The following is a 23,545-nucleotide window of genomic DNA, read 5'->3' on the forward strand; positions in this document are numbered from 1 at the left end:
AGCCCCGTGAGACGCCCCCTGCTCGCCGCCGCCCTGCTCGTCCTGCTGCTCGCGGGCTGCACCCCGGCCCCCGACGACAAGCCCGGCCCCCGCTGGCAGCCCCGCCCCGGCACCGCCTGGCAGTGGCAGCTCAGCGGGCGCCTGGACACCTCGGTCGACGTGCCGGTGTACGACATCGACGGCTTCGACCACTCCGGGGAGACGGTCGCCCGGCTGCACGACGACGGACGCAAGGTCATCTGCTACCTGTCCACCGGTGCCTGGGAGGAGTTCCGGCCGGACGCGGGGAAGTTCCCCAGGGCTGTCCTCGGCCGCGGCAACGGCTGGAAGGGCGAGCGCTGGCTGGACATCCGCCGCACCGACGTCCTGGAGCCGCTCATGGCGGACCGGATCGACATGTGCCGGGACAAGGGCTTCGACGCGGTGGAGCCCGACAACATGGACGGCTACCGCAACGACACCGGCTTCCCGCTCACCGCCGCCGACCAGCTCCGCTACAACCGCCTCATCGCCCGCCTCGCCCACGAACGGGGCCTGGCCGTCGGGCTGAAGAACGATTTGGACCAGATCCCGGAACTGGTCGGGGACTTCGACTTCGCGGTCAACGAACAGTGCGCCCAGTACGGCGAGTGCGCGGCGCTGAAGCCCTTCGTCGAGGCGGGCAAGGCCGTCTTCCACGTCGAGTACGAGGTGCCCACCGGCCGCTTCTGCGCCGACTCCCGCCGCCTGCGCTTGAGTTCGCTGCTCAAGAAGTACGAACTGGGGGCGTGGCGACAGGCATGCTGAGGCCGATTGCCGTGACCGACGTGCCCGCCACCCGGTCGGCGAGGGACCGGCGGCCGGGGGAGAGGACCGGCAGCGCGTTCAGCAGGAACAGCGCCACGGCCACCGCCCACACCAGCACCGACAGCACGACCTGCCCCTCGACCAGCAGCACACAGGCGACCGCGTACACGGCGACGTCCACGAAGGTGGTGACGGCGGCCCGCCGAGCGGCCCGGTGCGGAAGGCTCCAAGTGACCTTCAGCCCGGCCAGGGCCTTGCCGACCGTCCGGCCGGCCAGGGCCAGGCACGCCCACTGGTAGAGGAACACCGTCAGCACCAGCAGCCCGAAGGCCTGCTCGACGTACAGCACCGACTTGCCCCACAGCGACACTCCCAGCTCCTGGGAGGCGTCGACGACGTCACCGCGCGAGGTCAGCAGGTCGAGACCGCCGCGAGCGGCCAGCTCGGGCACGTCGGTGACGAGCGCCGAGACCCGGTGGAAGGTGAGCGTGGCGAGCACCGAGGCCAGCGCCAGCACCAGCGCGAAGTCGACGGACCAGGCCACGGCACGGCGCAGCTTCGGCATGAACATCCCCCGATCACTTGTGTGTCCGCACAGGAAGCTAGCGGCTGGGCGGCCGGGGCAGGAGGGGAACGGGAAGATCGTTTCAGCCCAGTGACAGAACGACCAGGGCCGTGGTCGCCGACGTCTCCGCCAGACCGCCGAAGACGTCCCCGGTGACCCCGCCGAAGCGGCGTGTGCAGTGCCGCAGGAGCGCTTCGGCGGCGGCCAGGGCGAGGACGACCGCGAGGACGGTACGGACCACCTCGTACGGCCCGAGGAGGGCGCCGACCGCCGCGGCCACCGCCGCGAGCGCGACGACCGCCGGCACGGCTGACCGCACCGGCACCACACCCGCCACCGTCGCCCCCAGCCCCTCCGGCCGGGCCGCCGGCACCCCGGCCCGGGCCGCCAGGGTCAGGGCCAGCCGGGCGAGGGCCGCGGAGAGGACGGCGGCGAACGCGCCCCGGGCCCAGGAGGCTTCGTAGGCGTGGGTGAGCGCGGCGGCCTGGGCGAGGAGGGCCAGGACGAGGGTGATGACCCCGAACGGCCCGATGTCCGACTGCTTCATGATCCGCAGGGCGTCCTCGGCGGGCTTGCCGCTGCCCAGCCCGTCGGCGGTGTCCGCGAGCCCGTCGAGATGCAGCCCCCGGGTGAGCACGGCCGGCACCGCGACGGTGGCCACGGCGGCCAGCGGTGCGCCCGCACCGAGGAAGAGCAGCACCAGCCCGGCGGCGGCGGCAGCGGCGCCGACGGCCAGCCCGGCCAGCGGAGCGCACAGCATGCCGCCGCGCGCAGCCTCCCGGTCCCACCGGGTCACCCGGACCGGGAGCACCGTGAGGGTGCCGAAGGCGAAGCGGAGACCGTCGAGGAAGCCGTCGAGGAGGCCGGCGAGGGGCGTGGTTCTGGGCACCGGCGCAGGCTACCGGCCGGTCAGGAGAGCGGGAACGACAGCCGAGGATAAAGTTCGCATATGGGATGGCTGGAGCGGAACATCGTCGAACCCGGCAAGCTGCCGTTGCTCCTCGCTCTCGTCGCCTTCGTGCTGACCTTCGTGATCACCCGGGTCATCACCCGCCTCATCCGGGCGGGCAGGGGCCCCTTCGGCAACGTCAGCAGCGGCGGCGTCCACGTCCACCACGTGGTCCCCGGGGTCATCCTGACGCTCGTCGGCGGCTTCGGCGCGGTCGCGGGCGGCCAGTACGGCTTCGGCTCGTACCTGGCCGCCGTGCTCTTCGGCATCGGCGCGGGCCTCGTCCTCGACGAGTTCGCCCTGATCCTGCACCTCGCCGACGTCTACTGGACCCCGGACGGCCGCAAGAGCGTCGAGATGGTCGTCCTCACCGCCGCCCTCGTCGGCCTGCTCCTGGTCGGCTTCTCGCCGCTGGGCGTCGACGACCTCAACGAGGACCAGGAGCAGAACCGCGCCGTCGTCCTCGGGAACGTCCTCGTGAACTTCGCGTTCGCCCTCATCGCCCTGTTCAAGGGCAAGGTCCGCCTCGCCGTCCTGGGCGTGATCGTCCCCCTGGTCGCCCTGATCGGGGCCGTGCGGCTGGCGCGGCCCGGCTCCCCGTGGGCCAAGCGGTTCTACCGCAAGCGCCCCCGTGCCCGCGCCAAGTCCGGCCTGCGCGCCTACCGCCACGACCGCCGCTGGGCGGGCCCCCGGCGCGCCTTTCAGGACTGGATCGGCGGCGCGCCCGACCAGGAGCCGGACCGGGCCCTCGAACGCCGCTGACGTGCCTCGCCGACCGCGCACAGCACCAGCACCGCCACGATCGCCGCGAGGTGCTCCTTGCCCGCGAGGTTCTCCTTCAGGACGACCTCCGCCACCATCGCCGCGATCACCGCCCCGGCCGTGACGTACGCGCGGTGGCGCCAGCCCAGGAACACGGCCAGGCCCACCACCGCCGCCGACGGCCCCGTGTCCACGACCCACGCGTCCGAAGCGGGCAGGCCCAGCGGGGAGTCCGGGCCCAGCCGGATGCCCAGGCGTGCGTACAGGGTGCCCGCGAGGGTGGCCACGGAAGCGACGGCGAGGGTCCGCCGCCGGCCCAGGCAGAGTTCCGCGATGCCGAACACCAGCAGGATCTGCGCCAGCGCGCCCCACACGGGCAGGTCCAGAGCGGGCACGAACAGCGACATCGGTGTCCGCAGCAGTGCGAGCCACAGCGGGTCCTCGGCCCGCACGCCACCAGCGCTCTGCACGAACCGGTAGCCCCACTCATGGCTGTGCGCGAAGTGCAGCACGGCCGTGAGGCACACGGCCGTGACCGCCATCGGCACGGCCCGCCACCGCCGCCCCCGCAGCGGCTCACGCACCGCGGTGTGCAGCGGTCCCCATTCGGCGCGGGCCCAGCGGGCGAGCGTGCTCATCGGGTCGTCCTCGTCCGTGCGGGGGAACGTCTGAGGGTGTCCGCGACTCAGTCGAACCGACACCACGTTCCAGGACCGACCGGAACGGCACGAAGTTGAGCCAGGCGTACGTGACCTGGCTCTCTCCCCGCTCGCTACTGCCCGGTGGGCGCCCCGGGAAGCTCCGGCTCGGCAGCCTCCGCCTCCTCGGACGCCTTCTCGGGCTCCTCGGACTCCGCCGCCTTCTCGGGCTCCTCCGGCTTCTCGGGCAGCTCCGCCGCGAGCGCCGCCGCGGCCTGCACGAGCGGCAGCGCCAGCAGCCCCCCGGCGCCCTCCCCGACGGTCACGCCGTGGGTCAGCAGCGGCTCCAGGGCCATCCGGTCCAGCGCCTTCGCCTGCCCGGGCTCCCCGCTGTCGTGCGCGGCCAGCCACCAGTCCGGCGCCCGGAACGCGATCCGCTGCCCGACCAGCGCGCACGCGGCCGTCACGACCCCGTCGAGCACCACCGGCATCTTCCGGACCGCGCTCTGCAGCAGGAAGCCCGTCATCGCGGCGAGGTCGGCCCCGCCCACCGCCGCGAGCAGCTGCAACTGGTCCCCGAGCACCGGCCGGGCCCGGCGCAGCGCGTCCCGGATCGCCGCGCACTTGCGCATCCAGGCCAGGTCGTCGATGGCCAGCCCGCCGCGCCCCGTCACGACCGACGCGTCGACCCCGCACAGCGCCGCGACCAGCACGCCCGCCACCGTGGTCCCGCCGACGCTCACGTCGCCGAGCACCACGAGATCCGTACCCGAGTCGGCCTCCTCGTCGGCCACCGCGACCCCGGCCCGGAACGCCGCCTCGGCCTCCTCCGGGGTGAGCGCGTCCTCGACGTCGACGCGCCCGCTGCCGCGCCGCACCCGGTGCCGTACGACGTCCTCGGGCAGGGCCTCGGGGTCGCAGTCCAGGGCCATGTCGACGATCCGCACGGGCACGCCCAGCCGCCGGGCGAGCACCGACACCGGCCGGCCGCCCTCCAGCACCTCGCGCACCAACTCCGCGGCGCTGCCCGCCGGACGGGCGGAGACGCCCCGCTCGGCGATGCCGTGGTCGCCGGCGAAGAGCACCACCCGCGGCCGTTCGACCGGCCGCACCGGCACGGCTGACTGCGCCGCCGCCAGCCACTCACCCAGGTCGTCGAGGCGGCCCAGCGACCCGGGTGGCACGATCTGCCGCTCCCGGCGCGCCTCGGCGTCACGGCGCACCCCGCCGTCCGGACGCTCGATCAGATCGGTGAAGTCGTCGAGATTAAGCGAGCTCATTCGCCGAACAGTACCGGCCCCGCTCGAACAGCACGGCGCCACATCGGGACTACGACGCGGCCACGTCGTTGCACCCAAGATCGGCATCCCATACGTTCCTTTTGCAGCGGATTGTCGTACGTCCCTGCCGTACGCCTCGCGCCCGGGAGCCGCCCATGCCCGCCCATCCCGCCCCCTCCGCACCCGCCGTCGAGCGGACGACCGCCCGCGTCCACGAACCACGCCGCGAGGACTGTCCCTGGTGCGGCTCCGCCCGCCTGCGCAACCGGCTGCGCACCGGGGACGTGCGGCAGTACAAGCCGGGCAGTTTCACCGTCGACGAGTGCCGCGACTGCGGCCACACCTTCCAGAACCCCCGCCTCACGGCCGAGGGCCTCGCCCTCTACCACCGCAGCGTGCGCGGGGCGCCCAGGGACCCGGCGAGCGACGGTCTCCTCGCCCTGCGGGCCAGCCCCCGCCGCCACCGCTCGGCGGCCCGCGCGATGCTGCGCTTCGGGGAGCCGGAGAGCTGGCTGGACGTGGGCACGGGCCACGCGTGCTTCCCCGCGACGGCCCGGCGGTTCCACCCCTACACCGCGTTCGACGGCCTGGACTCCACCCCCCGCGTGGTCCGCGCCCGCTCCGCCGACCGCGTCGAGGAGGCCCACGTCGGCCGCCTGACGGACCCGCGCGTCTCGGCCCCGCTGCGCGCCCGCTACGACGTGGTCAGCATGCTCCACCACCTGGAGGGCACCTCCGACCCCCGGGCGGAACTCCACGCCGCCCTCTCCGTCCTGCGCCCGGGCGGCCACCTGCTGCTGGAGACCCTCAGCCCCCGCAGCGTCTTCGCCGCCCTGCTGGGCCGCTGGTGGCTCCCCTACGACCAGCCCCGCCACCTCCACCTGCTGCCCCCGCAGAACCTCAGAGCCGAACTGGAGGCGGCGGGCTGCGCGATCCTCACCCTGGACCACCGCCCCGTCCACGTCCCCCACGACCTCTCCGGCGCCACGGCCCTGGCCCTCTCCCACGCCCTCCCGGCCCCCGACACCCCCTGGCGGGCGATCCCCCCGCCCCAGGTCCACCAGCACCTCCGCACGGCTCTGCTCCGAGCGGGAGTGCCGCTGGTGGCCCTGGCGGCGGTCGCCGACCACCTCATCGCCCCCCTGGCCCGCCGCACCCGCTTCGCGAACACCTACCGCCTGATCGCCCGCAAGCCGGGATAGGGGGTGCCGGGTGGGCGCGGCGGCGCCCCGTCGTCCCGGGCTGCGCCCACCCGGCAGCGGCACCGGCATCCGCGCCGGCATCCGCACCGCTAGCCCCGCAGCACGACCGCCTGCCCCGCCACCACCAGCAGCACGTGCTCGCACTCGTCCGCGAACCCCGCGTTCAGCCGCCCGAGTTCATCCCGGTACCGCCGGCCCGACGCGGTCGCCGGCACGATCCCCGACCCCACCTCGTTCGAGACGGCGACGACGGTGCGCCGGGTGGAGCGCACCGCCTCCGTCAACTCCCGCACCCGCTCCCGCAACACCTTCTCCCCCCGCTCGGCCCACACCGCGTCGTCCCATGCCCCGGCCGTGTCCATCGCGTCCGTCAGCCACAGCGACAGACAGTCGATGAGCAGGGGTGGCCCCTCTGCCTCCAGCAACGGCACCAGATCGCAGGTCTCGGCCGTCTGCCACGACCCCGGCCGCCGCTCCCGGTGCGCGGACACCCGCGAGGACCACTCCGTGTCCCCGTTGCGTGACCCGCCCGTCGCCACGTACAGCACATCCGGGAAGGCCTCCAGCCGCCGCTCGGCCTCCACCGACTTCCCCGACCGCGCCCCGCCCAGCACCAGCGTCCGCCGCGGCACGTCCGGCACGTCTTCGTAGGCCCCCACCGCCAGCGTCGCCCCGTCCGGCACGGCCCGCGCGCCGGCCGCCGCGAGCCGGCGTCCGAGCTCCGGCCCCGGCGGCACGTCGTGGTCCAGGTGGACGGCGACCACATCGGTCGTCGGCCCCACCGCCCCCACCGCCCGCAGCTTCGCCAGCGCGTCCGGCCGCCCCACGACGTCCGCGAGGACCATGTCGTACGACTCGGCCCGTCCCTCGAGCCCCGCCGGTGCTCCGCCCGGTGGCAGATACAGCAGGCGCTGCCCCTCCGGCCCGGTCACCGCGTACCCAGTGCCCGGCGCGTCCAGGGCCACCGCCCGCACCCGGTGCCCCGTCAGCAGCGTCAACTCCCGTCCGTCCGGCACCCGCCCGGGCTGCGGCAGCCCGGCCGGCACCTCCACGGCGGGCCCGTCGTGCGGATGCGACAGCAGCACCTGCCGTACGCCGGTCAGGGAATGGCCCGCCCGCGCCGCGGCGAACGCCGCTCCGGGCGTCAGGTCGAGCAGCAGCGCCCCGTCCAGCAGCAGCGCGGTGGCCGCCCGCGCGTCCGGGCCGAGGGCGGCCGCACAGGCCGCGCAGGGACAGTCGGGGCGGGGGAGTCCCGCGGGGGCGCCGGTGCCGAGGAGAGTGAGTTCCACGCCCCGATTCTCACCCGTGGACACGGGACATGCGTGTCGGCGACGCCCCAGTGGGGGCGCGGGGAACCGCGCGATCACCCCCCACGGCCCGCACATGACGGGCCCCCCGCGCCCCCGAGGCCTGTAACGCCCCACTCAGCGGAGCGCATAGGCTCGTGTCAGGGGCCGGACCAAGATCCGGCTTTTCGCTGTGCAGTGTGCTCACACACATGGGAGGCGTACATGGCGGCATGGACGTGGCGGTTCGAGAAGACCGACGGGACGGAGGTCCAGCCAGCGGTGACGCCGGAGGAGTTCCCCACCCAGGGGGACGCCGAGTCCTGGATCGGGGAGAACTGGAAGGACCTGCTGGAAGGCGGTGCCGACCAGGTGCGGCTGTTCGAGGACGCCACGGAGATCTACGGGCCGATGAGCCTGCACGCGACCGAGGCGTGAGCCCGGGGGCGGGGGCCGACGGCCCCCGCCCACCCCCTCTTCCGACTCCTCCGAGCGGTCAGCCCCGTACGCCGCACAGGTGCAGAAGCGCCGCCACCCCGCGGTACGGATCCGTCCGTCCGGCCCTCTCCTCCACCGCGAGCAGGGCCTCCGCGTCCACCGGGACCTCCGTGCCGTCCGCCGCCGTGTCGGTGAACACGCGCACCCCGTACCAGGCGTGCAGCGGCGCCCCGATCCCAGCGAGCGTCGCCGTGAGGTCCTTCAGCCGGTCGGCCCGTACGTCGAGCCCCAGCCGGTTGCGATAGGAGACCGTGTCGAACGCGGCCAGCGCGCCCGCCCAGTCGCCGGAAAGCCCCGGCCGTATCGCGAGCGCGTCCCCGTTGCGCACCAGCAGCGACAGCAGCCCGCCCGGCGCGAGCATCCGGGCCAGGCCCGCCAGCAGCGGGTCGGGTTCCTCGACGTACATGAGGACGCCGTGGCACAGCACCACGTCGAAACTGCCCGGCAGGAAGTGCACGCCGGTGTCCCGGCCGTCGCCCTCGATGATCCGCATCCGCTTCCGGATGCCCTCCGGTTCCCCGGCGAGCGACTCCCGGGCCACGGCGATCATCGTCGCGTCCTGCTCCAGACCGGTCACCTGGTGCCCGGCCCGGGCCAGCCGGAGCGCCTGCGTGCCCTGGCCCATCCCGACGTCGAGCACCCGCAGCCGCCGGCCGACCGGGAACCGCCCGACTATCTGTTCGTCCAGCTGGCGGGTCACCAGCTCCTGCCGGACGACATCGCGCAGCCCGCCCAGCTTGTCCAGCCAGGCATTCGCCGCACCCCCGGAGAACGGCGTCGTGGTCAGGGCCGCTCTCCGCGCTTGACCTGCGGCTTCGGCAGCCGGAGCCGGCGCATCTGGAGGGAGCGCATCAGGGCGTAGGCGACCGCGCCACGGCGGTTCTCACCCGCGAAGCGCGCGTTCAGCTGCTTCTTCAGACGGAAGCCCGTGACGAACGAGTCCACCACGATCAGCACGATCACCACGAGCCACAGCAGCAGCGCGATGTTCTGCAGCGCCGCCACCCGCACCATGCTCAGCACGAGGATGACCACGGCCATCGGCAGGAAGAACTCCGCGATGTTGAACCGCGAGTCGACGAAGTCGCGCGCGAACCGGCGGACCGGTCCCTTGTCACGCGCGGGCAGATACCGCTCGTCCCCGCTCGCCAGCGCCTGGCGCTGCCGCTCCAGGGCGCTGCGGCGCTCCTCGCGCTGGCGCTTGGCGGCCTCCTTGCGCGTCATCGACGTGTTGGCCACGCTGCGGCGCGAGGACTGGGCCTGGCTGCGCTTGGGCGTGGGGCGGCCCTTGGGGGCCTCGGGGTGACGGGGCTGACTGGAGTCGGTCACCGGCGCCTTGTCGGCTGCCTGGGCCTTCTCATCCTTCGCACGGCTACGGAACACAAAACCCAAGGATAAGGGCTTGAAGGGCATGGACCCCAGTCCCGTGGGGAACGATCCGGCAACACCAGTCGTCAGTAAGGGGACAGAGGGGACGTTGCGTACGCCTTCGGATGTTTCCCGGGGTGCACGGCTCCGGTGACCCCGGGGACCACCTACTCCCTACGCCGGAGCAGGAGCGCACGCAGTCGTCCTTGGGGATGAGCGCATCCGTCCCCGAACAGTGCGGTAATGGATGCAGGGCCCGTACTGTGGGTTCTGTCGCAGGAGCTGGAGCCGGAGTCGGTCAGAAGGGGGCGCGCGAAGCCCATGAGCGGTGTCATGAAGCGTATGGGGATGCTCTTCCGCGCGAAGGCGAACAAGGCCCTTGACCGGGCCGAGGACCCGCGCGAGACCCTCGATTACTCGTACCAGAAGCAGCTGGAGCTGCTCCAGAAGGTCCGCCGCGGCGTCGCCGACGTGGCGACCAGCCGCAAGCGCCTGGAACTCCAGATGAACCAGCTGCAGTCGCAGTCCACCAAGCTGGAGGACCAGGGCCGCAAGGCGCTCGCCCTGGGCCGTGAGGACCTGGCCCGGGAGGCCCTGTCCCGCCGGGCCGCGCTCCAGCAGCAGGTGACCGACCTGGAGACCCAGCACGCCACGCTCCAGGGCGAGGAGGAGAAGCTCACCCTCGCGGCCCAGCGGCTCCAGGCCAAGGTCGACGCCTTCCGCACGAAGAAGGAGACGATCAAGGCGACCTACACGGCGGCCCAGGCGCAGACCCGGATCGGCGAGGCCTTCTCCGGCATCTCGGAGGAGATGGGCGACGTCGGCCTGGCGATCCAGCGCGCCGAGGACAAGACGGCCCAGCTCCAGGCCCGCGCCGGCGCGATCGACGAGCTGCTCGCCTCCGGTGCCCTCGAGGACCCCTCCGGCATGCACAAGGACGACATCCAGGCCGAGCTGGACCGGCTCTCCGGTGGTACGGATGTGGAGCTGGAACTGCAGCGCATGAAGGCCGAGCTGGCCGGCGGCGCCAGCGGTGGGCAGCAGGCCCTCGAAGGCGGCACGAGCCAGCAGCAGTCGCAGCAGCAGCCGCAGGACACCCCGCGCTTCGACAAGCAGTAGGGGTCCACGCCTAGGAGGCCGACATGATCGTACGGATCATGGGGGAGGGGCAGGTGAGGTTGTCCGACGGCCACCTCACCGAGCTGAACGAGCTGGACGACGAACTCCTGGCGGAAATGGAGAACGGCGACGGCCCCGGCTTCCGCCGCACCCTCCAGGCCCTCCTCACCAGGGTCCGCGACCTGGGCGAACCCCTCCCGGACGACTCCCTGGAGCCGTCGGAACTGATCCTCCCCTCTCCGGACGCGACGCTGCAGCAGGTCGAAGAGCTCCTGAGCGACGACGGCTTGATCCCCAGCTGAGTGTTCAGAGCCCCGGTGGTTCCTCGCCGGCCCGTCCGGCGAGCGAGGACGAGGCCGTTCCGGCGGACGGGGGCCTGGGGGCGCGGCCCCCGGCCCGGCTACGGTGAGTCCCCGTGAGCACCCTCCAGCGGGCCAGATGCCAGGCCACGGCGCACCCCCTGGCCGTGGACGCCGTCCTGGCCGCGGCCGTCCTGGTCTGCATGGTCGCCGGGTCGTTCGTGGAACCCCGGCACCGCGACAGCGTCAGCTGGGCCCTGCGCACCCCCGAATCCCTCAGCCTCGTCCTCATGGCCCTCGGTGCCGCCGCGCTGGTCTTCCGCCGCCGCGCCCCCATGACGGTCCTCGCCCTCACCGGCACCGTCTCCGTGATCGAGTCCGTCAGCGGCGACCCCCGCGCCCCCGTCGCGATGTCGGCCGTCGTCGCCCTGTACACCGTGGCCTCCACCACCGACCGCCCCACCACCTGGCGCGTCGGCCTGCTCACCATGACCGTGCTGACCGGCTCGGGCATGGCCGCCGGCAGTCTGCCCTGGTACGCCCAGGAGAACCTCGCGATCTTCGCCTGGACCGGCATCGGCGCCACCGCCGGCGACGCCGTGCGCAGCCGCCGCGCCTTCGTCCAGGCCATCCGCGAACGCGCCGAACGCGCCGAACGCACCCGCGAGGAGGAGGCCCGCCGCCGGGTCGCCGAGGAGCGCCTGCGCATCGCCCGCGACCTGCACGACGTCGTCGCCCACCACATCGCCCTGGTCAACGTCCAGGCCGGCGTCGCCGCGCACGTCATGGACAAACGCCCCGACCAGGCCAAGGAGGCCCTCGCCCACGTCCGCGAGGCGAGCCGCTCAGCGCTCAACGAACTCCGCGCCACCGTCGGCCTGCTCCGGCAGTCCGGCGACCCGGAGGCCCCCACCGAGCCCGCCCCGGGCCTGGACCGCCTCGACGAACTCGCCGGCACGTTCCGCAGCGCCGGCCTGCACATCGAGGTCGCCCGCGCCGACCAGGACACCACCCTCCCCGCAGCCGTCGACCTGGCCTCCTACCGGATCATCCAGGAGGCCCTCACCAACGTGCAGAAGCACGCCGGGACCCAGGCCAAGGCCGAGGTCAGCGTCGTACGCGTCGGACCGAACATCGAGATCACCGTGCTCGACGACGGCAGCGGGGACAACGAGGCACCGGGCAGCGGCGGCGGCCACGGCCTGCTCGGCATGCGCGAGCGCGTCACCGCCCTGCGCGGCACCCTCACCACCGGTCCCCGCTACGGCGGCGGCTTCCGCGTCCATGCGATCCTGCCGGTCAAGAACCGCACACCGCCCGGGGAGGACCCCGCATGACGATCCGTGTCCTGCTCGCCGACGACCAGGCGCTGCTCCGCAGCGCCTTTCGTGTGCTCGTCGACTCCGAGCCCGACATGGAGGTGGTCGGCGAGGCCTCCGACGGCGCGGAAGCGGTCCGGCTGACGAAGGAGCAGCGCGCCGACGTCGTCCTCATGGACATCCGCATGCCCGGCACCGACGGTCTCGCGGCGACCCGCATGATCAGCGCCGACCCGGAACTCACCGACGTCCGCGTGGTCATCCTGACGACGTTCGAGGTCGACGACTACGTCGTGCGGTCGCTGCGCGCCGGCGCCTCCGGCTTCCTTGGCAAGGGTTCCGAGCCCGAGGAACTGCTGACCGCCATCCGTACCGCGGCCGGGGGGCAGGCCCTGCTGTCCCCGGCGGCCACCACGGGCCTGATCGCCCGCTTCCTCGCCACGGAGGACCCGGCCGACGGCGACCGTGACCCAGCCCGCGGCGAACGGCTCGCATCGCTCACCGGGCGGGAGCGCGAGGTGCTCGTCCTGGTCGCTGGCGGCCACTCCAACGACGAGATCGCCGAGCGGCTGGAGGTCAGCCCGCTGACGGTGAAGACGCACGTCAACCGGGCCATGGCCAAGCTGGGAGCCCGGGACCGGGCCCAGCTGGTGGTCATCGCGTACGAGTCAGGCCTGGTCCGTCCACGGGTGGAGTGACCTCCACCGCGCTCATCCGCGCGCCCGCTGCCGCTTCCGCCGTGGCGGCACCGCCGTCGGCCTCAGCCCCGCGCACCCCGAGCGGAAACCGCACTCGGGGTGGCGACGGGCAGGGCGCGGGCTACGGCAGCGCCAGCATCCGCTCCAGGGCCAGCTTCGCGAACGTCTCCGTCTCCTTGTCCACCTCGATGCGGTTGACCAGGTTGCCCTCGGCCAGGGACTCCAGGGTCCAGACCAGGTGGGGGAGGTCGATGCGGTTCATGGTCGAGCAGAAGCAGACCGTCTTGTCGAGGAAGACGATCTCCTTGCCCTCGGGCGCGAAACGGTTCGCCAGGCGGCGGACCAGGTTCAGTTCCGTGCCGATGGCCCACTTGGAGCCGGCCGGCGCGGCCTCCAGGGCCTTGATGATGTACTCCGTCGAGCCGACGTAGTCCGCCGCGGCCACGACCTCGTGCTTGCACTCGGGGTGGACCAGGACGTTCACGCCCGGGATGCGCTCACGCACGTCGTTCACCGAGTCCAGGCTGAAGCGGCCGTGCACCGAGCAGTGGCCGCGCCACAGGATCATCTTCGCGGCCCGCAGCTCGTCGGCCGTCAGGCCGCCGTTCGGCTTGTGCGGGTTGTAGACGACGCAGTCCTCCAGGGACATGCCCATGTCCCGCACTGCCGTGTTGCGGCCCAGGTGCTGGTCCGGGAGGAACAGGACCTTCGTCGTCGAGGGCTCCCCCTGTTCGAAGGCCCAGTCCAGGGCCCGCTTGGCGTTGGAGGAGGTGCAGATCGTGCCGCCGTGCTTGCCCGTGAACGCCTTGATGTCGGCGGACGAGTTCATGTACGAGACGGGCACGACCTGCTCGGCTATCCCGGCCTCGGTCAGCACGTCCCAGCACTCGGCGACCTGCTCGGCCGTCGCCATGTCGGCCATCGAGCAGCCGGCGGCGAGGTCGGGCAGGACGACCTTCTGGTCGTCGGACGTCAGGATGTCCGCGGACTCCGCCATGAAGTGCACACCGCAGAAGACGATGTACTCGGCCTCCGGGCGCGCCGCCGCGTCCCGGGCCAGCTTGAAGGAGTCCCCGGTGACGTCGGCGAACTGGATGACCTCGTCGCGCTGGTAGTGGTGCCCCAGCACGAAGACCTTGTCCCCGAGCTTCTCCTTCGCCTTGCGGGCGCGCTCCACCAGGTCCGGGTCGGACGGCGAGGGCAGGTCGCCGGGACACTCCACGCCGCGCTCGCTCTTCGGGTCGGCCTCACGGCCGAGGAGCAGCAGGGCGAGGGGCGTCGGCTGTACGTCGAGCTCCTGGGTCTGGGCGGTGGTCACGACACGCACCCTTTCTGTTTCTGCGACTTTTCGTCGATTTGACGCTATCTATCATAACCGCTTCACGTCACTTTGACGATGGCCATAGCGTCTGTGTGACGTGAATCCCGGCGAGCCGCCGTTCATTCCCGGGAAGACCCGGAAAGAGCCGTTTTCCGGTTCCCGGCGCGTGTGCGAGCATGAAAAGGAAGCCGAGATCGAGCGCCCGGCCCGGAATGAATCCGCGGCCCCGCCGGTTGGACCCGTCGGCAAGCAGTCTCCGTACAACCCGGGAGAGATGTAGATGTCCGTATCGGACGAGACCACCACCGTCAGCGACGGCATCATCCTGACCGACGCCGCCGCGGACAAGGTGAGGACCCTGCTCGACCAGGAAGGCCGCGACGACCTCGCGCTGCGCGTCGCCGTCCAGCCCGGCGGCTGCTCCGGCCTGCGCTACCAGCTCTTCTTCGACGAGCGTTCCCTCGACGGCGACGTCGAGAAGGACTTCGGCGGTGTGAAGGTCGTCACCGACCGCATGAGCGCCCCGTACCTGGGCGGCGCCACGATCGACTTCGTGGACACGATCGAGAAGCAGGGCTTCACGATCGACAACCCGAACGCCACGGGCTCCTGCGCCTGCGGCGACTCCTTCAGCTGAGCCTGCCGGGCCGCCACCGGCGGCAGCGGACACGACGAAGGCGGCGACCCCCTCCACGGGGGTCGCCGCCTTCGCGGTACCGGGTGTCAGCGCGTCGGCGGCGCCGGCAGCCGCGCGCCCTCCTTCGCCAGCGGGACCGCGTTGCCGTCCGCGTCGACGACCGCACGGTCCCCGAGCGGCTCGTCCAGCTGCACGGTCTTCTGGAACTGCTTGGCGATCATGATGCAGACCTTGTCCGGCCACGGGGTCGACGTCACCGTGACCCTCACCTCGTCGCCCTTCTCCTCCGCCTTCACGTCGTAGTCGGCGCACACCCCGCCCGTGAAGGTCACGGTCAGCTCCGAGCCCTCGGCCCGGTAGCCCTCCACCTCCACCTCGCGCGGACCGGGAGCCGAGGTCGGCTGGTCACCCGGCTCGCTCGGCGCGGGGGAGACCAGGTACCGCGGGTCGACCGCGGGGTACGTCACCGTGAACGGGTCCTGCGCGCCCGGCGCGGTCACCTCGAACAGCCAGGACGGCACCAGCGCCTGGCGCCCGTCCACGAGGTGCGCGGCCAGCCCGAACACCGCGTTCCCGACCGTCACGGTGTCCTTCTCGGGAGCACCGCTCTCCTGCGAGCCGCAGGGCTGCTCCGTCCGGTCCTGCTGCGGCACGGGGCCGGCGCAGCCGCCGATGCCCCTCCGGTTGTCGCTCTTCGGCTGCCCGTTCATCAGCTCCAGCGCCTTCTCCGCGCCGACCACGGGGTACGTGTCGCCCTTCACCGGCGTCGTGAACTGACCGCTGCCGCCGACGACCTCGCCGTCGGAACCGACCGTGATCCCCGTCGTCCAGCCGTGCGTGGGCAGACCGCCGACCTCGGGAGCGGCGTTCACCACCCGCTGGGCGCCCATGACCTGGCTCGCGTCGAGCTTCGCGTCGTCCTGACCCACCGCCTTGAGCACGGGCGCCGCGGCCTTCTGCGCCACGTCCTCGCTCACCGGGGTGTCGCCGCCGGTCCGCGGAGCGGTGCAGGTGTCGGTGCCCTTGCAGTTGTCGGTGCCCGGGGCGTACCGGCTGAACGTCCAGGATCCCGGTGCCTGCTTGTTCACCTGCAGACTCGGTCCCGAACCGTCCTGGCCCCCGATCTTCCAGGCCTCGCCCTGCGCCACCGGCGTCCCCTCGACCCCGAGGGCCTTCGCCAGCCGGGCCACGTCCTCCTCGGACACCTCTCCTTGCGCCCGGTACACCGGGCCCTTGCCGGGGCCCTCCGGGAGCGGGCCGTCGACGCGGTAGGTGGCGCCGTAGGGGTTGGGCTCGCCGGGGGCGATGCCGTTGCCGCCGCCCGTGGAGTCCGAGTGCCCGTCGAGTGCGAGCGGCGGGGGAGTGTCGTCACCGGCCGCGCCGGACGTCGTACCGCCGCCGGGCCCGCTGGACGCGTTGGAGGCGAGCCAGGCCCCGCCGCCGCCGATCAGCAGCACGGCGGCGGCGACGGAGGCGATGATCGCAGGGGTGCGGGGACGGCCACCGCCGTGGCGGACCAGGTCCTCGTCGTCGCGGGGGAGGTCACCGTCCCGGGCCGGTTCCGGTGCCTGTGCCGGGGCGGGGCCGGGGCGGGTTTCCCCGGCGTCCACGCCCTCTGCGGCGACGCCGCGGTGCGAGGCCGGCCCGGCTTCGGCAAGCACGGCGTCCGGCGGAGCCGACCCGGCCTCGGCATCCGCGATGTCCGCGATGTCCGCGTCATCCGCCGGACCGGGCCCGGCTTCGGCGTCCGTGGTCTCGGCGTCCGCGGTCTCGACGTTCGTGCCCTCGGCGTCCGTGGTCTCGGCGTCCGCGGTCTCGACGTTCGTGCCCTCGGCGTCCGTGGTCTCGGCGTCCGTGGCCGCAGCGTCCGCGGCCCCGGCGTCCGCGCCGTGCTCGTCCTCGGCGGGCCCGCCTTCGGGCGCGCCCGTCGTCCCGGCTTCCGGCGTGCCGGGTTCTTCGGCTGCGGGGGCTGCGCCGCCCTCACCGCCCCCGGTCGTTTCCGCCCCGGCAGCGCGCGTGTCGTCGCCCGCGGTCTCGGCAGCCGGTGTGTCGTCGTCACCTGCCGACGTGTCGTCGCCTGAGGTCTCGGCAGCCTCCGCAGCCTTCGTCGCCTCCGCAGCCGCGGCCGTCGTCGCTTCCGCAGCTTCCGTAGTCTCGGCAGCCTTCGTCGCCTCCGCAGCCGCGGCCGTCGTCGCTTCCGCAGCCTCCGTAGTCTCGGCAGCCTGCGTGGCCTCGGCAGTCTCCACTGCCTCGTCGGACTCAGCGGTACCCGGCGAGGCCCCGGCCTGCGTCGACGGCCCGGGGGCCGGCGCGCCCGGCTCCTCGGCCTCCGGGGCGTCGGCGGTTCCGGCGGCGCCCGCTTCCCTGGCGTCGTCGTCGTGGTCGGGTCGCTCGGTGTTCACCGCATCGCTCCTTCGGCTGCACAGCTGTCCCATGGGACCCGGCCCGGTCGGTACCGGGCCGCTGGTGGGTCGTATCCCGCCTCCCCTTTACGGGGGACAGCGATGGGACGCAGCGGGGGAGCTCGCGGTTCCCCTACGTGCGCCGGTCAGTCCCCGTAGTCCGACATGGCGTCGAGCAGCCGGGCCGACGCCGGAGGTACGGTCACCCCGTGGATGAGGGCCGGCGAGACCGGCCGGGAGGTCGCCCGGTCGGGAACCGCCCAGTGCGGAGCCATCCGTGCCCCGTCCCCCGGCAGCGACGCGAGATCGCCTTCGAGATCGACCGGAACGGGGGCATGGAGCTTGAGGTTCGTCATATCGGCACCGTATGCACGGTCGACCTCACGGAGAAAGATCTACTATCGGGTAGTTTCGATGCCTTCAGAGCGGCCCCGCCCACCCGATAGCGTGAACTGTCAAGGTCCGCCTCCCTCAGGAGAGTCCACGCCGTGCGCATCGCAGTCACCGGCTCCATCGCCACCGACCACCTCATGACCTTCCCCGGCCGCTTCGCCGACCAGCTCGTGGCGGACCAGCTGCACACGGTCTCGCTGTCGTTCCTGGTCGACAAGCTCGACGTCCGCCGCGGCGGCGTCGCCGCGAACATCGCCTTCGGCATGGGGCAGCTCGGCACCCGGCCGGTCCTGGTCGGCGCCGCGGGCGCGGACTTCGACGAGTACCGGGCCTGGCTGGAGCGGCACGGCGTCGACACCGACTCCGTCCGCATCTCCGACACGCTGCACACCGCCCGCTTCGTGTGCACCACGGACGCCGACCACAACCAGATCGGCTCCTTCTACACCGGCGCCATGAGCGAGGCCCGCCTCATCGAGCTCAAGACCGTCGCCGACCGGGTCGGCGGCCTCGACCTGGTCTCCATCGGCGCCGACGACCCGGAGGCCATGCTCCGGCACACCGAGGAGTGCCGCTCCCGGTCCATCCCGTTCGCCGCCGACTTCTCCCAGCAGATCGCCCGGATGGACGGCGAGGAGATCCGCATCCTGCTGGACGGGGCGACGTACCTCTTCTCCAACGAGTACGAGAAGGGCCTCATCGAGACGAAGACCGGCTGGACCGACGCGGAGATCCTGTCCCGGGTGGGCCACCGGGTGACGACCCTCGGCGCGCAGGGCGTGCGCATCGAGCGGGTCGGCGAGCAGCCGATCGAGGTCGGCACGCCGGACGAGGAGCGCAAGGCCGACCCCACGGGCGTCGGCGACGCCTTCCGCGCCGGGTTCCTCTCCGGCCTCGCCTGGGGCGTCCCGCTGGAGCGGGCCGCGCAGGTCGGCTGCATGCTGGCGACGCTCGTCATCGAGACGGTGGGCACACAGGAGTACCAGCTGCGGCGCGGGCACTTCATGGAGCGGTTCACCAAGGCGTACGGGGACGAGGCGGCTGAGGAGGTCCAGGCGCACCTGTCCTGACCGGCTGACGGCTTCGGCCGCGGGTGCGTGGGGGACTACTCGCGTACCCGCGGCGGCAGCCATATGTACACACAGCCCCGCGCCCCTGAGTCGCTCAGCTCACCCGGCGGATCACGTACGCCGTTCCCCGGACCGCCGGCTCCTCCCCGACGTACTCCTGGTTCCGCATCTCGCACCACGCCGGGATGTCCAGCCGGGCCGCCTCGTCGTCCGACAGGACCCGGACCAGGCCGCCCACGGGCACGTCGCCGATCACCTTGGCCAGCTCGATGACGGGGATCGGGCAGCGCTTGCCGAGGGAGTCCACGACCAGGACGTCCTCCTCGCGGGCGACCTCGGAGCCGGCGGGCGCGCCCAGCTTCTCCCGCACCGCCGCCACAGCCCGGGGCAGCACCTCCAGGAACCTCTCCACCTCCTCCTCCGCGGCCCCCGGCGGCAGCGAGACCCGCACGTTCCCCTCACTCAGCACGCCCATCGCCCGCAGCACATGGCTCGGCGTCAGCGTGCTGCTCGTGCAGGACGATCCGGACGAGACGGAGAAATCCTCCCGGTCCAGCTCGTGCAGCAGCGCCTCCCCGTCGGCGTAGAGACAGGAGAAGGTGACGACCCCGGGCAGCCGGTGCACCGGATGGCCGGCCACCTCGACGTCGGAGACCAGTCGCGGCACGCGGGCCCGGATCCGTTCCGTCAGCTCCCGCAGGCGCACGGCCTCCTCGGCGGCCTCGGCCCGTACGGCCCGGAGTGACGCGGCCGCCGCCACGATCGCCGGGATGTTCTCGAAACCGGGCGCCCGCCCCGACTCCCGCTCGTCCACCGGCCCTTGCGCCGCGAACCGCACGCCCTTGCGCACGACCAGCAGCCCGACCCCGGACGGCCCGCCCCACTTGTGCGCACTGGCCGTCAGCAACGACCAGTCCCCGTCCACCGGCCCCCACCCCAGCGACTGCGCCGCGTCCACCAGCAACGGCACCCCGGCCTCCCGGCACGCCCGGGCCACCGCCGCGACCGGCTGCTCGGTCCCCACCTCGTGGTTGGCGGACTGGAGACACGCCAGCGCCGTGTCCTCGCGCAGGGCGGCCGTGTACGCCGACGGCTCCACTCGCCCGGTCCGGTCCACCGCGACCTCGGTGACGGTCCCTCCGGCAGCCTCATGGACCTCCGCCGAATGGAGTACGGAGGAATGTTCGACAGCTGACACGATCAGGTGGCGACCGACCCGCCCCCGCCCGGCCAGCGCGCCCGCAACCCCCGTGTGCACGGCACGGGTTCCGGACGAGGTGAACACCAGCTCGTCCGCCCGGCACCCCACCGCCTCGGCGGCGGCCTCCCGTGCGGCGTCGAGCAGCATCCGCGCCCGGCGTCCCTCCCTGTACAGACGTGCGGGATCCGCCCACCCCTCGTCGAGCGAGGCCAGCAGGGCCTGGCGGGCGACGGGATGGAGCGGAGCGGCGGAAGCAGCATCGAAGTAGGCCACACGGCAACGCTAGAACGTCCAGCGGAAAGTGGCCCCAAGGGGGCGGGACGAACCGCGCGAACGGCCACAACGACCGCCGCGCCCGCCAAACCAGCGAACCGCCGGGGTCAGTAGGCACCCCTCCCCGAGAACCCCCGGAAGGCGTCGGCTAGGGTTTGGTCCGCATAAACATCCAAACCCCTGCCCGACGCAGGGCGGCGACCGACCAGCGAGAAGGCCAGGCCGCAGCCGATCCGCGCGGGCGAGACTCTCGGGAAGGCGCTACGTGAGTCCCAACGGCTCCGACCGCTCGCCGCGGCGCCCGATGCGGCGGAAGCTGCTGCAGGCACTGACCGCGGGCCTGGTCTTGGCGACAGCCACCGGTTGCTCGTACAACTGGGAAGACTTCCCCCGCCTTGGTATGCCCACCCCGACCACGGAAGAGGCTCCGCGGATCCTCTCCCTGTGGCAGGGGTCCTGGGCGGCTGCGCTCGCCGTCGGCGTGCTGGTGTGGGGTCTGATCCTGTGGAGTGCTTTCTTCCACCGGCGCAGCCGCACCAAGGTCGAGGTACCCCCACAGACCCGGTACAACATGCCCATCGAGGCGCTGTACACCGTGGTCCCGCTCATCATCGTCTCGGTGTTGTTCTACTTCACCGCCCGCGACGAGTCCGAGCTGCTCAGCCTCAAGAAGAAGCCCGACGTCACGGTCAACGTGGTCGGCTTCCAGTGGAGCTGGTGCTTCAACTACGTCGAGCCCGTCGCCGGGTCCACCGGTGACGCCAAGACCTCCCAGGACCTGGACGCGATCCCGGACCGCTTCAAGGAGGACTTCCCGGCCAACGCCGGCGGCACCTACGACTGCGGTACCCCGGGCACCCGGAACCCGCAGACCAACAACCCGGGCCCGACGCTCTGGCTCCCCGAGGGCAAGACGGTCCGCTTCGTCCTGACCTCGCGCGACGTCATCCACTCCTTCTGGGTGGTGCCGTTCCTGATGAAGCAGGACGTCATCCCGGGTCACACCAACGCCTTCGAGGTGACCCCCAACAAGCAGGGCACCTTCCTGGGCAAGTGCGCCGAGCTCTGCGGCGTCGACCACTCGCGGATGCTGTTCAACGTGAAGGTCGTCTCCCCCGAGCGCTACGAGCAGCACCTCAAGGACCTCGTGAAGAAGGGGCAGACCGGTTACGTTCCCGCCGGCATCGAGCAGGCCGGGCACGAGAAGAACCGGGAGACGAACGTACTGTGAGCATCCTGAATGACCCCAAGGGTGCCGCGGCCGCTGGGTCCCACTACGAGGACGAGCTGCCGGTCCGGCGCCAGAACCGCGGCAGCGTCGTGGTCAAGTGGCTGACGACGACGGACCACAAGACGATCGGCACGCTGTACCTGGCCACGTCGTTCGCGTTCTTCGTCATCGGTGGCGTGATGGCGCTGGTCATGCGCGCCGAACTCGCCCGGCCTGGTCTGCAGATCATGTCGAACGAGCAGTTCAACCAGGCGTTCACGATGCACGGCACGATCATGCTGCTGATGTTCGCGACGCCGCTGTTCGCCGGCTTCGCGAACTGGATCATGCCGCTGCAGATCGGCGCGCCCGACGTGGCGTTCCCCCGGCTGAACATGTTCGCCTACTGGCTGTACCTGTTCGGCTCGCTCATCGCGGTCGGTGGCTTCCTCACCCCGCAGGGCGCGGCCGACTTCGGCTGGTTCGCCTACAGCCCGCTCTCGGACGCGGTCCGCTCCCCGGGCATCGGCGCCGACATGTGGATCATGGGTCTGGCCTTCTCCGGCTTCGGCACCATCCTCGGCTCGGTCAACTTCATCACCACGATCATCTGCATGCGCGCCCCGGGCATGACGATGTTCCGCATGCCGATCTTCACCTGGAACGTGCTGCTGACCGGTGTCCTGGTCCTGCTCGCCTTCCCGGTCCTGGCCGCGGCCCTGTTCGCGCTGGAGGCGGACCGCAAGTTCGGCGCCCAGATCTTCGACTCCGCCAACGGCGGCGCGTTGCTGTGGCAGCACCTCTTCTGGTTCTTCGGCCATCCAGAGGTGTACATCATCGCGTTGCCGTTCTTCGGCATCATCAGTGAGGTCATCCCGGTCTTCTCCCGCAAGCCGATGTTCGGCTACATGGGTCTGATCGGCGCGACCATCGCGATCGCGGGTCTGTCCGTGACGGTGTGGGCCCACCACATGTACGTCACCGGTGGTGTGCTGCTGCCGTTCTTCTCCTTCATGACCTTCCTGATCGCGGTCCCGACCGGTGTGAAGTTCTTCAACTGGATCGGCACCATGTGGAAGGGCTCGCTGTCCTTCGAGACACCGATGCTCTGGGCGACCGGCTTCCTGATCACCTTCACCTTCGGTGGTCTGACCGGTGTCATCCTGGCCTCGCCGCCGATGGACTTCCACGTCTCCGACTCGTACTTCGTGGTGGCCCACTTCCACTACGTCGTCTTCGGCACCGTGGTCTTCGCGATGTTCTCCGGCTTCCACTTCTGGTGGCCCAAGTTCACCGGCAAGCTGCTGGACGAGCGCCTCGGCAAGATCACCTTCTGGACGCTGTTCATCGGTTTCCACGGCACGTTCCTGGTCCAGCACTGGCTGGGCGCCGAGGGCATGCCGCGCCGGTACGCCGACTACCTGGCGGCCGACGGCTTCACCGCGCTGAACACGATCTCGACGATCAGCTCGTTCCTGCTCGGCATGTCGATCCTGCCGTTCTTCTACAACGTGTGGAAGACGGCCAAGTACGGCAAGCCGGTCGGCGTCGACGACCCGTGGGGCTACGGCCGCTCCCTGGAGTGGGCCACCTCCTGCCCGCCGCCGCGGCACAACTTCATCACCATGCCGCGGATCCGCAGTGAATCCCCGGCGTTCGACCTGCACCACCCGGAGATCGCCGCTCTCGACCAGCTCGAGAACGTGGGCCACGACGACAAGGCCCTCGCTGGCGGCAAGGAGGCCGGCAAGTGAAGATCCAGGGCAAGATGTTCATGTGGCTGAGCGTCTTCCTGCTCGTCATGGCGGTCGTCTATGGCGTGTGGTCGAAGGAGCCGGCCGGCACCACGGCCCTCTTCCTGGCCTTCGGCCTGAGCATCATGATCGGCTTCTACCTCGGCTTCACGGCCAAGCGGGTGGACGTCGGCGCGCAGGACGACAAGGAGGCGGACGTCGCGGACGACGCCGGCGAGGTCGGGTTCTTCAGCCCGCACAGCTGGCAGCCGCTCTCCCTGGCCATCGGTGGCGCCCTGGCCTTCCTGGCCGTCGCCATCGGCTGGTGGCTGATGTACTTCTCCCTGCCGATCATCCTGATCGGTGTCTGGGGCTGGGTCTTCGAGTACTACCGCGGTGAGAGCCGCACCCAGTAGCACGCCATGAGCGCCTCAGGGGCCCGGACACTCCGCACGGAGGTCCGGGCCCCTGCTTTTGCCCCAACATATGTCACTCGTACGAGTCATTCGGCGTGCCGCTCTTGACGTGGCTTCCTA

Annotated in this window: 24 protein-coding genes; 13 read left to right on the forward strand and 11 right to left on the reverse strand. The window is 72.0% G+C overall.

What is annotated here, in order from left to right:
• Positions 1–6 precede the first annotated feature (6 nt).
• Positions 7–786 carry an endo alpha-1,4 polygalactosaminidase gene (locus ACZ5TL_RS10745; protein ID WP_468589052.1) on the forward strand — a complete coding sequence of 260 codons (780 nt, stop codon included), beginning with the start codon at positions 7–9 and terminating at the stop codon, positions 784–786.
• Here the strand turns inward: ACZ5TL_RS10745 and ACZ5TL_RS10750 are convergent.
• Positions 746–1,351, reverse strand: a complete 606-nt coding sequence (locus tag ACZ5TL_RS10750) for an RDD family protein (RefSeq protein WP_468589053.1) — start codon at positions 1,349–1,351, stop codon at positions 746–748. The two genes, ACZ5TL_RS10745 and ACZ5TL_RS10750, sit on opposite strands and share 41 nt — an antisense overlap.
• Positions 1,352–1,433: 82 nt before the next feature.
• Positions 1,434–2,240 (reverse strand): adenosylcobinamide-GDP ribazoletransferase, encoded by an 807-nt coding sequence (locus ACZ5TL_RS10755; RefSeq protein WP_468589055.1) that lies wholly within the window; start codon positions 2,238–2,240, stop codon positions 1,434–1,436.
• Between the two features lie 60 nt (positions 2,241–2,300).
• On the opposite strand from ACZ5TL_RS10755, the gene ACZ5TL_RS10760 reads away from it, so the two are divergent.
• A complete protein-coding gene (locus ACZ5TL_RS10760) occupies positions 2,301–3,062 on the forward strand; it encodes a hypothetical protein (protein ID WP_468589057.1) in 762 nt (253 codons plus the stop codon).
• On the opposite strand, the gene ACZ5TL_RS10765 is transcribed toward ACZ5TL_RS10760, so the two are convergent.
• Complete coding sequence (locus tag ACZ5TL_RS10765) at positions 3,002–3,700, reverse strand: hypothetical protein (RefSeq protein ID WP_468589058.1); 699 nt, start codon at positions 3,698–3,700, stop codon at positions 3,002–3,004. The two genes, ACZ5TL_RS10760 and ACZ5TL_RS10765, sit on opposite strands and share 61 nt — an antisense overlap.
• Positions 3,701–3,834: 134 nt before the next feature.
• Positions 3,835–4,980, reverse strand: coding sequence for a nicotinate-nucleotide--dimethylbenzimidazole phosphoribosyltransferase (cobT, locus tag ACZ5TL_RS10770; RefSeq protein ID WP_468589059.1), 1,146 nt, complete (start codon positions 4,978–4,980; stop codon positions 3,835–3,837).
• Positions 4,981–5,135: 155 nt separating this feature from the next.
• Between cobT and ACZ5TL_RS10775 the strand changes: the two genes are divergently transcribed.
• The gene (locus ACZ5TL_RS10775) at positions 5,136–6,182 is read left to right on the forward strand and encodes a class I SAM-dependent methyltransferase (protein ID WP_468589060.1); all 1,047 of its coding nucleotides are present in this window, start codon (positions 5,136–5,138) and stop codon (positions 6,180–6,182) included.
• A gap of 89 nt (positions 6,183–6,271) precedes the next feature.
• Here the strand turns inward: ACZ5TL_RS10775 and ACZ5TL_RS10780 are convergent, their stop codons facing one another.
• Positions 6,272–7,471: a bifunctional adenosylcobinamide kinase/adenosylcobinamide-phosphate guanylyltransferase gene (locus tag ACZ5TL_RS10780; RefSeq protein WP_468589061.1), complete on the reverse strand. Its 1,200-nt coding sequence runs from the start codon at positions 7,469–7,471 to the stop codon at positions 6,272–6,274.
• Between the two features lie 222 nt (positions 7,472–7,693).
• On the opposite strand from ACZ5TL_RS10780, the gene ACZ5TL_RS10785 reads away from it, so the two are divergent.
• The gene (locus ACZ5TL_RS10785; RefSeq protein ID WP_468589062.1) at positions 7,694–7,906 is read left to right on the forward strand and encodes a hypothetical protein; all 213 of its coding nucleotides are present in this window, start codon (positions 7,694–7,696) and stop codon (positions 7,904–7,906) included.
• A gap of 58 nt (positions 7,907–7,964) precedes the next feature.
• Here the strand turns inward: ACZ5TL_RS10785 and ACZ5TL_RS10790 are convergent, their stop codons facing one another.
• Positions 7,965–8,666: a class I SAM-dependent methyltransferase gene (locus ACZ5TL_RS10790; RefSeq protein WP_468589063.1), complete on the reverse strand. Its 702-nt coding sequence runs from the start codon at positions 8,664–8,666 to the stop codon at positions 7,965–7,967.
• 83 nt (positions 8,667–8,749) lie between these two features.
• A complete protein-coding gene (locus ACZ5TL_RS10795; protein WP_468589064.1) occupies positions 8,750–9,349 on the reverse strand; it encodes a DUF3043 domain-containing protein in 600 nt (199 codons plus the stop codon).
• A gap of 318 nt (positions 9,350–9,667) precedes the next feature.
• On the opposite strand from ACZ5TL_RS10795, the gene ACZ5TL_RS10800 reads away from it, so the two are divergent.
• The 4 genes from ACZ5TL_RS10800 (at position 9,668) to ACZ5TL_RS10815 (ending at position 12,769) form a co-directional block, all read left to right on the forward strand.
• Positions 9,668–10,453, forward strand: a complete 786-nt coding sequence (locus ACZ5TL_RS10800) for a PspA/IM30 family protein (RefSeq protein WP_468589065.1) — start codon at positions 9,668–9,670, stop codon at positions 10,451–10,453.
• Between the two features lie 23 nt (positions 10,454–10,476).
• Positions 10,477–10,755 carry a PspA-associated protein PspAA gene (gene pspAA, locus ACZ5TL_RS10805; RefSeq protein WP_468589066.1) on the forward strand — a complete coding sequence of 93 codons (279 nt, stop codon included), beginning with the start codon at positions 10,477–10,479 and terminating at the stop codon, positions 10,753–10,755.
• Positions 10,756–10,868: 113 nt separating this feature from the next.
• Positions 10,869–12,089 carry a sensor histidine kinase gene (locus tag ACZ5TL_RS10810; protein WP_468589067.1) on the forward strand — a complete coding sequence of 407 codons (1,221 nt, stop codon included), beginning with the start codon at positions 10,869–10,871 and terminating at the stop codon, positions 12,087–12,089.
• Positions 12,086–12,769 (forward strand): response regulator, encoded by a 684-nt coding sequence (locus tag ACZ5TL_RS10815; RefSeq protein WP_468589068.1) that lies wholly within the window; start codon positions 12,086–12,088, stop codon positions 12,767–12,769. Before ACZ5TL_RS10810 ends, ACZ5TL_RS10815 begins: the two co-directional genes overlap by 4 nt.
• A 121-nt stretch (positions 12,770–12,890) precedes the next feature.
• Here ACZ5TL_RS10815 and nadA read toward each other — a convergent pair whose 3' ends face one another.
• Entirely contained in the window at positions 12,891–14,087 is a 1,197-nt protein-coding gene (gene nadA / locus ACZ5TL_RS10820) for a quinolinate synthase NadA (RefSeq protein ID WP_468589070.1), read from the reverse strand.
• 283 nt (positions 14,088–14,370) lie between these two features.
• Between nadA and ACZ5TL_RS10825 the strand changes: the two genes are divergently transcribed.
• The gene (locus ACZ5TL_RS10825; protein WP_086851802.1) at positions 14,371–14,727 is read left to right on the forward strand and encodes a HesB/IscA family protein; all 357 of its coding nucleotides are present in this window, start codon (positions 14,371–14,373) and stop codon (positions 14,725–14,727) included.
• Between the two features lie 86 nt (positions 14,728–14,813).
• Here the strand turns inward: ACZ5TL_RS10825 and ACZ5TL_RS10830 are convergent, their stop codons facing one another.
• Positions 14,814–17,129 (reverse strand): hypothetical protein, encoded by a 2,316-nt coding sequence (locus tag ACZ5TL_RS10830; protein ID WP_468589071.1) that lies wholly within the window; start codon positions 17,127–17,129, stop codon positions 14,814–14,816.
• A gap of 146 nt (positions 17,130–17,275) precedes the next feature.
• Positions 17,276–17,485, reverse strand: coding sequence for a hypothetical protein (locus tag ACZ5TL_RS10835; RefSeq protein ID WP_468589072.1), 210 nt, complete (start codon positions 17,483–17,485; stop codon positions 17,276–17,278).
• Between the two features lie 132 nt (positions 17,486–17,617).
• Between ACZ5TL_RS10835 and ACZ5TL_RS10840 the strand changes: the two genes are divergently transcribed.
• Complete coding sequence (locus ACZ5TL_RS10840; protein WP_468589073.1) at positions 17,618–18,592, forward strand: carbohydrate kinase family protein; 975 nt, start codon at positions 17,618–17,620, stop codon at positions 18,590–18,592.
• A 94-nt stretch (positions 18,593–18,686) separates the two neighbouring features.
• On the opposite strand, the gene ACZ5TL_RS10845 is transcribed toward ACZ5TL_RS10840, so the two are convergent.
• Complete coding sequence (locus ACZ5TL_RS10845) at positions 18,687–20,066, reverse strand: aminotransferase class V-fold PLP-dependent enzyme (protein ID WP_468589074.1); 1,380 nt, start codon at positions 20,064–20,066, stop codon at positions 18,687–18,689.
• A 265-nt stretch (positions 20,067–20,331) separates the two neighbouring features.
• On the opposite strand from ACZ5TL_RS10845, the gene ctaC reads away from it, so the two are divergent.
• From ctaC to ACZ5TL_RS10860, 3 genes are read left to right on the forward strand one after another with little or no spacing between them, the layout of a single operon-like run.
• Positions 20,332–21,297 carry an aa3-type cytochrome oxidase subunit II gene (gene ctaC / locus ACZ5TL_RS10850; RefSeq protein WP_468589075.1) on the forward strand — a complete coding sequence of 322 codons (966 nt, stop codon included), beginning with the start codon at positions 20,332–20,334 and terminating at the stop codon, positions 21,295–21,297.
• Positions 21,294–23,030, forward strand: a complete 1,737-nt coding sequence (gene ctaD, locus ACZ5TL_RS10855) for an aa3-type cytochrome oxidase subunit I (protein WP_468589076.1) — start codon at positions 21,294–21,296, stop codon at positions 23,028–23,030. Before ctaC ends, ctaD begins: the two co-directional genes overlap by 4 nt.
• Positions 23,027–23,425 carry a cytochrome c oxidase subunit 4 gene (locus ACZ5TL_RS10860; RefSeq protein ID WP_468589078.1) on the forward strand — a complete coding sequence of 133 codons (399 nt, stop codon included), beginning with the start codon at positions 23,027–23,029 and terminating at the stop codon, positions 23,423–23,425. The genes ctaD and ACZ5TL_RS10860 overlap by 4 nt, the downstream gene beginning before the upstream one ends.
• The last annotated feature ends 120 nt before the right edge of the window (positions 23,426–23,545 follow it).

Source organism: Streptomyces sp. NPDC033136 (assembly GCF_055578235.1).